Origin of the sequence: uncultured Gimesia sp. (genome assembly GCF_937910335.1) — a bacterium.
In the GTDB taxonomy this organism is placed as follows: Bacteria; Planctomycetota; Planctomycetia; order Planctomycetales; family Planctomycetaceae; genus Gimesia.
In genome coordinates, this window is record NZ_CALEMX010000504.1 from 1 (window position 1) to 3,862 (window position 3,862).

4 protein-coding genes are annotated in these 3,862 nt (G+C 47.0%); 2 read left to right on the forward strand and 2 right to left on the reverse strand.

Annotated elements, in window-relative coordinates:
• Positions 1 to 734 (forward strand): DUF1559 domain-containing protein (locus Q0668_RS20635; RefSeq protein WP_298868092.1); only part of this gene is annotated, 734 nt, incomplete at its 5' end.
• A gap of 127 nt (positions 735 to 861) precedes the next feature.
• A complete protein-coding gene (locus Q0668_RS20640; RefSeq protein WP_298868094.1) occupies positions 862 to 1,281 on the forward strand; it encodes a hypothetical protein in 420 nt (139 codons plus the stop codon).
• 17 nt (positions 1,282 to 1,298) lie between these two features.
• On the opposite strand, the gene Q0668_RS20645 is transcribed toward Q0668_RS20640, so the two are convergent.
• On the reverse strand, positions 1,299 to 2,687 hold the full coding sequence (locus Q0668_RS20645) for a glutamate decarboxylase (protein WP_298868096.1): 1,389 nt from the start codon (positions 2,685 to 2,687) through the stop codon (positions 1,299 to 1,301).
• A 114-nt stretch (positions 2,688 to 2,801) separates the two neighbouring features.
• A partial coding sequence (locus tag Q0668_RS20650; protein WP_298868098.1) for a hypothetical protein occupies positions 2,802 to 3,862 on the reverse strand: 1,061 nt, incomplete at its 5' end.

Below are 3,862 nucleotides of genomic sequence, written 5' to 3' on the forward strand. Positions count from 1 at the left end.
CCGCTTATAATAAGATGAACTTTTCAATTGGTTCTTCTACCATCGGATTTGCTTCTCAAGGTAGTTCAGGATATGGATACGGAACTGGAACAGGTACGAACGAAATTCTCAAAACGTTACGTGTTCCCGTTTATAATTGCCCCTCGTCTGTACAATCCAATGCAGCAAACGGCACTACAAATGTTGTGAATAATTCACAGTTGGGACAGACAATGGATTACGTGGGGATTGCCGGATCCACACCCGACCCCGCAGGAAATACAAGTCATTGCTCAGCTGTATCAGCTGGATATGGTTTGGGGACTTTTTGTAACAATGGATTACTGGCACCTAATGATTCGTTTCGGATGCGTGATGTTACTGATGGTACATCTAATACGGTCATTGTGGCTGAGCAATCTGGTCAGGTGAATAATCAGGATTCTCGTTCCAACTATTATGGTGGTTGGAGCGGAATTACGAGTTCCAGGAAAGCTCCCGCTATAACTGCAACAGTCTGGGGGTCAGGTACAACCACGGTCATGTATTCTCCAAACAGCTTTTGGAATACCAGCGCAGGTGATGAAGCATACAGAACTTATGGTGCAAATACGGTTCTGGGTTCTTTCCATACTGGTGGAACTCACGTATTGTTGACAGATGGGGCTGTCCGTTTTATCTCAGACAATCTCGATTTCTCAACGTTGGCAAATCTCTGTTCCAAGGCAGACGGCCAAGTTCTAGGCGAATTTTAATGAGGCGGATTGTTTGAATACTGTATATTTCATCGTATGAATTCAGGTAAAGGCTCCAGTCTTATGACAACTGGGGTCTTTACTTTTTCATTACATCAATTTCTAGATGATTAAGCGAAAGTAAGTGATGACTAATTTAAATAATTTTCAACGATTCCATTTATCAACAGTCTGGTTGATGTTCTTATGCTTGATCATGGTTGGCTGTGGTGGAGTAGAAAATGTCAAACAGCGTGGCAGCGTTACGCTGACGATTACGCACAACGGCGCTCCTGTCACAGAGGGAGAAGTTCGTATGATGATCACGGGTAAAGGGGAAGCCGCCATTGGGAACTTAAACGAGTCAGGGCAGGTAGAACTGACAGACGTTGTTTTGGGTAAGTACGTTGTTACGGTTGCGCCTCCTGAATTAGCGACTCCCGATAATCCGGCTCCGAAGAAAGATTATCCGAACCTTCCCAGTCAGTATCGGGATCTCAGTAAAAGCCCACTCAAAGCAGAAGTCAAAGCGGGCAGCAATGAATTTACATTTGACTTAAAAGATTAAGTAAATGTAAAAGAGATTTAATGGTGAAAACCAGACCCTTCTACTTGCGGGCGATGGTTGGGACGTGCGTTAAAATAGTCAATGGCATGTTGCATGTCGAGCAGCAGCATGTCGGCCATATCGCGCGTGAAGCCTTCTTTGCAGACACATCTTAGGACGGCCAGGTCTTCTCTGTTTTTCGGGAATGTATAAGCGGGAACCAGCCAACCCCGCTCGCGCAGTTTGTTCGAGATATCGAATACGCTGAAGTTGGCTTTGTCATTTGTGGTAAAAGCGAATACGGGAATGTCGCTGCCATCTGAGATCAATTGGAACGGTCCCAGCTCTGCGATTTCCGAAGAGAGATGCATGGCGACATCCTGTGAGTCCTGGTGAATGTCGCGATAGCCTTCGTGCCCGAGTCTCAAAAAGTTGTAGTATTGCGCTACAACCTGATTTCCAGGGCGTGAAAAATTCAAAGCAAAATTGGGTAGATCCCCTCCCAGATAGTTACAATGGAAGATCAGTTCCTCGGGGAGTTCAGCTTTATCACGCCAGAGGATCCAGCCAACGCCGGGGTAGACCAGTCCAAATTTATGTCCGGAGGTGTTGATCGATTTTACGAGAGGTAGTCGGAAGTCCCATTCCAGTTCCGGCTGTAAAAATGGAGCGACAAAACCGCCGCTGGCAGCGTCGACATGAATGGGTATCTCCCATTCCGTTTTGTCATTAAGGTTTACCAGGGCGTCGTTGACTTCTTTGACATTTTCATAGCGGCCATCAAACGTACTGCCCATGATGACGACGACTCCAATGGTATTTTCATCGACCAGCTTCAATGCTTCCTCGGCATTCAGGCAGTAACGATCGCCTTCCATCGGCACAAACCGTGGTTCAATTTCCCAGTAACGACAAAATTTTTCCCAGCAAACCTGCACATTGATGCCCATGACCATGTTCGGTTTATCAGCAGGTTTCCCCTGTGCTTCCCGGCGTTTTCGCCAGTTCCATTTTAAAGCCATACATCCCAGCATGGCTGCTTCACTTGACCCAATCGTAGAACAGCCGACAGCCGATTCCCCTTTGGGTGCATTCCAGAGATCCGCCAACATGTTGGTACAGCGTAATTCAATTTCTGCTGTTTGCGGATATTCATCTTTGTCTATCATGTTCTTGTCGAATGTTTCCGACATGAGTTGACGCGCTTCGTCTTCCATCCATGTAGTGACGAATGTCGCCAGATTAAGTCGCGAGTTTCCATCCAGCATCAATTCATCATGTACGATGTTGTAAGCGACTTTGGGAGGCAGGCCTTGTGAGGGCATTTGGTATTTCGGAATGGGTTCCCGTATCGATCGTCCACCGTAGGCGGGAGTGATCATGGAATTTGACTCGGAAGAATTAGGGTTTTTTTTGTCGTGCAGCATGGCCGACTTTCTGGTGAATGATCAGAACAAAAATAGAAGGGTTACACAAGCATAATAATCTATCGTGGAGGGATTTGAAAGTAGACGGCGCAAAGGACGGGTTCTTCCAAACCGTTATGTCGTGCAGCCTGCCGCGCATTGTCCAATGATGTCGAGCTTGTCATTATTCAAATAGCAATATCGATTCACCCATACGCCATCGGGGCTGATATCGGTTGCTACTTGCATTCTGGTTCGAAAATCTTCCGTCGGACCGTATCCATGTGCGAGTGCATAGATGGGCATCGGCCTGGCCAGTTTTCTAGCGGCGGTGATTTTTCGTTTCTGTGCGTCCGGGCCAGTTAAGTGAGCTTCGTCCGGGCCGGGGTAGTAGATTTCACTCAACTGTGCGGGCGGTTCTGAATCAGCAATATCGAGAAACTTAAACAGTGCGCGAACCAATAAAGATTCCGAAAGACCAGGATTTGCAGACAAGATCTGATCACCATAAGACCGTAATATCATCGACCAGTGCATGCCATACAGTTTCACGCTCACGGAATTGCAGTACTTGGCGGCGAGTGAATAATTCATTCCGGAAATGATAGACCAGGGAGGGGGAAACGCACTGGGGGCCAGTTCCATGCGATCTTTTCCTGCCTCATTCATTGTTTGTCGAAAACCTGCCAGAAGTTCTTTAGAGAGTTGTGCTTTCATTAACAGCATGGCTGCAGCACCGGGATAATGGTCGTTCAACCAGGTGGAAAAATTAGTTGTCTGATTCTTTTCAGAGAGCCAGTTTTCCAGATCAAAATTGGTTAAGCCTCCATTTAGTTTCTGGTACAACGCTAGAGAATCAGACTGCATCTGATCAAACCGGTATCCCAGTCGGTCGGCTGCCTGTTTTGCATAATCACTGAAATCAAAGAAAGCGGAGTCCAGAAAATAGGGTGGATACTCCGGCCAGTCAAAACGAATGCCATCAATTTCCGGATAATGGCTGAGTAAATCACGAATCAAGGCATGCTGGTACTCAATGATGTGTGGGCTTGCCAGGCTGCCGTTATTGGCAACACGTTTTCGAGGCAATGAACCATCGGGCAAGCGGGGAATATCTTCTTCCACGGGACCACCAAATTGCACACGGTAACCGGGAGGAATTGCGGCCTGCACCTGAAAGTAAACTTCAAGCCCTC